Here is a 438-nt window from a genome sequence, read left to right as displayed (position 1 = left end):
GGGATCGTAGGCAAAGTCGGCCTTCACGAACATGCCCTTGGAACGATTGCCCGATGTCTCGGGGCGCGGCACCGTCGCGGTGACCCCGGCTTGGTCGCAGGCGAGGATCTCGGCGCTGCTGAAGTAGCCCTTGTCTGCGATCGCGTGGAGACCCTCGCGCTTCAGAGCAGTCTTGGCGGCACGCGCCATCGGGCTCAGTTGATCCCGATCGAAACCCTGGTTCGTGACCTCGTGAGCCACGATCAGGTGCGTCTCGGTATCGACAGCGTTCTGCACGTTATAGCCAACGAGGCCGCTGTGCCGCGCGCTGGTCGCCATGGCGCGCGCGTCCGGATCGGTCAGGGAAATCTGCCCATCAGGCGCATCGGTCAACGCCTCGTCCATCGCCTTCAGGCGCGCGATCTCTTGCCGGATGCGGCCGTATCGACGCGCGAGCCG

The 438-nt window shown here is 65.5% G+C and carries 1 protein-coding gene; it reads right to left on the bottom strand.

What is annotated here, in order from left to right:
- Nucleotides 1-438 (bottom strand): transposase (locus Q1A87_RS23810; protein WP_299657369.1); only part of this gene is annotated, 438 nt, incomplete at both ends.

Source organism: uncultured Jannaschia sp., assembly GCF_947494055.1.
Classification (GTDB): domain Bacteria; phylum Pseudomonadota; class Alphaproteobacteria; order Rhodobacterales; family Rhodobacteraceae; genus Jannaschia.
The sequence above is the reverse complement of the archived record's forward strand: the minus strand, read 5'-3'. Positions and strand labels throughout refer to the sequence as shown.